The organism is Tepidicaulis marinus (assembly GCF_000739695.1).
GTDB lineage: Bacteria > Pseudomonadota > Alphaproteobacteria > Parvibaculales > Parvibaculaceae > Tepidicaulis > Tepidicaulis marinus.
In genome coordinates, this window is record NZ_BBIO01000042.1 from 1 (window position 1) to 3,744 (window position 3,744).

The 3,744-nt window shown below is 67.6% G+C and carries 4 protein-coding genes and 2 pseudogenes; all 6 read right to left on the reverse strand.

Annotated elements, in window-relative coordinates:
• Positions 1-995, reverse strand: a pseudogene (locus M2A_RS16870) (hypothetical protein); the annotation flags it as partial.
• Complete coding sequence (locus M2A_RS18555; protein ID WP_282097795.1) at positions 988-1,119, reverse strand: DUF7697 family protein; 132 nt, start codon at positions 1,117-1,119, stop codon at positions 988-990. The gene M2A_RS18555 and the pseudogene M2A_RS16870, both read right to left, overlap by 8 nt.
• 241 nt (positions 1,120-1,360) lie before the next feature.
• A pseudogene (locus M2A_RS18565) lies at positions 1,361-1,654 on the reverse strand (phage-derived protein YdaY family protein); the annotation flags it as partial.
• 10 nt (positions 1,655-1,664) lie between these two features.
• Positions 1,665-2,936 carry a phage tail tube protein gene (locus M2A_RS16880; RefSeq protein ID WP_045449915.1) on the reverse strand — a complete coding sequence of 424 codons (1,272 nt, stop codon included), beginning with the start codon at positions 2,934-2,936 and terminating at the stop codon, positions 1,665-1,667.
• A gap of 40 nt (positions 2,937-2,976) precedes the next feature.
• Complete coding sequence (locus tag M2A_RS16885) at positions 2,977-3,408, reverse strand: hypothetical protein (protein ID WP_094462841.1); 432 nt, start codon at positions 3,406-3,408, stop codon at positions 2,977-2,979.
• A partial coding sequence (locus M2A_RS18295) for a DUF6441 family protein (RefSeq protein ID WP_045449917.1) occupies positions 3,408-3,744 on the reverse strand: 337 nt, incomplete at its 5' end. The genes M2A_RS18295 and M2A_RS16885, both read right to left, overlap by 1 nt.

The window sequence follows — 3,744 nt, forward strand, 5'->3', positions numbered from 1 at the left end:
GCTGCCACGATGAGCGCGCCGATGCCGGTTCGGATCAACGCGCCGCGCAGGAAGACCAGCGCAGTGGCAAGACCGCGAACCGAGGCGGCGGCCACAACCATACCGGCGACCCAACGTCCGGCGATGAAGGCGGCGAAGGCAGCAGCGATCGAGGCGAGCCGACCGATGTTGTCGAACAGGAGCCTAATGCCCTGACCAAGCGGACCGGTCGTGCGCGAGATTGCCGCCAGCGCGTCGGCGACGGCTTCGAGGGCCGGGGCGGCGGCAACGGCGAGTTGGTTCGACAGCCCGCGCCAGATCAGACCAAGGCGAGAGATCGCATCGTTCGTCCGCTCGATCTGATCGGCGTCCTGCTCGGACACGACCACGCCGAAATCGCGAACGTCCTGTGTCGCCTGCCGGAGGGTCGCCGTGTCGATCCGGGAGATGGCGATGCTGCCTTCCTCCCCGAACAGCTGCCCGGCGACCGCTGCACGCTCAGCCGCGGGCACGAAGTCTTCAATCGCCTGATTGATACGACCGACACGCTCATCCAGCGGCAGGGCCAGCAAGGCCGAGGCCGAGAGCCCGAGCCGTTCGAGCGCCGCGACGGCAGGACCGGTCCCGGCGGCCGCCTGGCTGAGGCGGCGGGTGAGGTCCTTGGTCGCCTGCTCGATGCCGGACATCGACACGCCGGCCAATTCGCCGGCTCGTTCGAGAACCTGAATGCTCTCGACGGTCGTCCCGAGCGATTGGGCGAGCTTGGCCTGCGCATCGACTACCTGAAGACCGGAGCGGATCATGGCCGCAGCGCCCGCGGCGAAGGCGGTCGCCGCAGCGGCGGCTGCGATCTGCACGCGCCGATAAAAGGCCGCGACACGGCCGTTTGCGGCGTCCATCTCCCGCGACAGCCGACGGAAGCCTTGCTCCCCTGCGTCGCCAATGCCCTGCAGCTCGGCACGGACTTCACGCCCTCCGACCACGGCAAGGCGAACGGAGACGCGTTTCTCAGCCATCTTGATCAGTCCTGATTTGCGCGTTCAGTCCGCGCACCATCATGCCCTCCACCTCTGGCAGCAGTTCCGCGCAGACGAGGGTGTCCACTCCAAGCGCATGTGCGCAGGCGAGCGCGGCCGTCATGTCGAGGCCGAGGACCGCACCGGGGACGGCGCGCAATTGCCCCGTGAGCCGTTTGGCTAGATCCCAGACCTGCCAGCCTTCGATCGTCTGCGGACGATTCAGGACGGCGGGGCATTCGCTGCAGGTACCGCGACAGGATCGGCAATACTGGTCGCCCCCGCTGAAATGCCATTCGGCGAGGGCGCGGAGCCGTTTTTTCCGCTTCCAGCAGAAGGCCCTTGGACACGTAGCGGACCTGGAAGGCCTCGAAGATCGGCAGGATGTCCAGGAGCGCGTCGATGCCTTCCGGTGTGACGGGCACCGGATTGCCTTCAGCGTCGCCCACCCCCTCCCATTCCAGCACGACCAGCCGTGCCAGGGCCTTGGCCATGGTGACCGCGATGGTCTCGTTCGACGCGCCTTCGGGCAAGGCACCCACCGCCGGATCACTGCGGGCGGCGGCCATGAGCGAGGTGGTCAGGGGAGCGACGCGCACGCGCACGTCATGTCCGAGGTCGAGCCAGGTCGGCTCGCGCGACAGGTTCAGGCGGATCATGGGAATGGCCTCAGGTGTAGCTCGTGACGTCGTTCAGGAGGTGGGCGCGCAGCATCGTGCCTTCGCTGTCATCGTAGGCGGCGCGCCAGTCGAAGCTCGCCTCGACCCCGCCGGGGCCGGAGACGGCATATTTTGGTTTGGGCAGGAAGACCCGCGGCAGCTCGAACCGCAGCGCGTAGCCTTCCGGGAAGGTGAACCCGTATTCGAGCGCGACGGGATCGCCATTGGCGGCCTCGGCCACGAGCGTCGCACCATCGAAGCGTACCGACATTGATCCTTCCGCCGAGGCGAACGTGGGATCGGCCGCCTCGATCTTGCCGTCCTCGCGGATGACCCGGACGCGTTCGAGATTGTTGGAGAAGGTCAGACTGCCGCCAGTGACGCCCGCGAGCGCCGCACCGCCGCGCCGGATGAAGCCGCGCCCCTGGCTGAAGCGCCGGAGCGCGAAGGCCGTCGGATTGGCGTCGACCGTCGCCGAGAAGCGTTCCTCGCCTTGGGCCACGAGCTGGAGACGGGCATTTGCCGGTCCCTCCTGACCCATCTCGAAGTTCAGGCTCTCCATCACCGTGCCGAGGTGACGGAAGAACACTGGCGTCGTGAGCTTCGGATGGCCGACCTCGATCGTGTAGCTCGGGATGTCGTCGGCGCCGCTCTCCCAGACATGCGCATAGCCGCCGCCGGTCAGTGTCGCCGCCGAAGCTGCCGCGGCAGAGGCAGAGATCGTGAAGGAGTTCCCGGTCGGCCCGACGACATCGAATACGACGACGAGGGTCTGCGTGCTCGTCGGCCGGGAATACGTGCATTTGGCGATTTCGGTATCGGCCGATGCGTTGAGGTCGCTGACCAGCTGATCGACGGTCTGTGTGGCCGTTCCCTGGATCTGCGTCTCCTGCGCGCCGGCCGTACCGGAGACGAACGTCCAGACCGTGCCGTTCAAGGTGATCGTGTCGCCCGCCGTGGGGTTGACGGCGAAGACGATTGAGCCGCTGGCGTTCGTGGGCGTGGTCACCGGGTCTCCGAAAAGGCCCGTCAGCCAAAAGCCCGCTCCACGCAGGTCGAGCGGGATGTCGAGCTGGCCCTCGTCGGTGATGAGGCCGCGATAGGGATCCTGCGCATTGCGCCCGCGTCCGAGCAGCGGGTCGTCCCCGAGCGGCTGGGCCGAGGAGAGATCGGTCGATTTGAAATCGAGGCTCTGATAGCCGGTGAGCGGCGCGACCCCGTAGCTTGCCTCCCGGCACGCCTTGAGGGTGGCGTCCGCGCCATATGCGCGTGCCTTGGGCATGGATGACTCCTGTCTTGTCCGTGATTGGGTCGTGGTTGGGTCAGGCGGTGAGCGGATCGCTCACCAGGTATTCGATCGTGACGATGATCCGCGCGGTCAGCATCGGCGGCGCTCCTTCGAGAGCGAGCGCACCCGTTTCCGGGGCTGACGGCGTCAGGTTCTCGGCGAGGCCGCCGAGCGTCTCATCGACACGCAGGGCGGCCCCGATCGCACCCAGCAGCTGATCGAGCGCCGCTTCGCCGCCGCCGCTTGGATCTCGCGGCACATAGACTTCGAGCTCGACCCGGTGCGCGTAGAACTCGGTGCGGGGATTGAGGGTGATGTCGGGTTCGCCGGGTTCGCCATCGCGCAGGATGACGAGACCGGCAGCGGGCACCTTCTCGGGCAGCACCTCGTTGCGCCGCACGGGCGCCGCCAACTGCCCCGCGAGAACAACCGAAAGCGCGGCGAGGATCTGTTCACGTCGAGACATCAGCGGCTCCCGTCCTCATCAGAAATCCAGTTGCGCACGACCAGGCTGGGTAGCCGACTCACCCAGCGCTCGGCGGCGCCGGCCACCTCGAGGCGCTTGGCGAGGGTGACCTGCGGAACCAGGATGAACATCGGCACGGTCACCAGTCCTCGGCCCGTCCGGAGTGCAGAAGCGCTCGCGCGAGAGAAGCCACCACGCTTGCCTGTCCGGGCACGCATCCTGTCGGCCACCAGGAGAGAGGGACCGCGGCGTCGATAGACGAAGCGCAGCCGTTGCCCGGTCCGTCGCTCCCATCCACCCGGCGTGATCTTCCGGCCGCCATCCCCGTACCGGCCA

Bases quoted from the DNA above. Each gene is read 5' to 3' on its own strand.
- M2A_RS18555 (WP_282097795.1), bottom strand. From the start codon at position 1,119: ATGACGGCCGCGCTCGCCTGCGCACATGCGCTTGGAGTGGACACCCTC.
- M2A_RS16880 (WP_045449915.1), bottom strand. From the start codon at position 2,936: ATGCCCAAGGCACGCGCATATGGCGCGGACGCCACCCTCAAGGCGTGC.
- M2A_RS16885 (WP_094462841.1), bottom strand. From the start codon at position 3,408: ATGTCTCGACGTGAACAGATCCTCGCCGCGCTTTCGGTTGTTCTCGCG.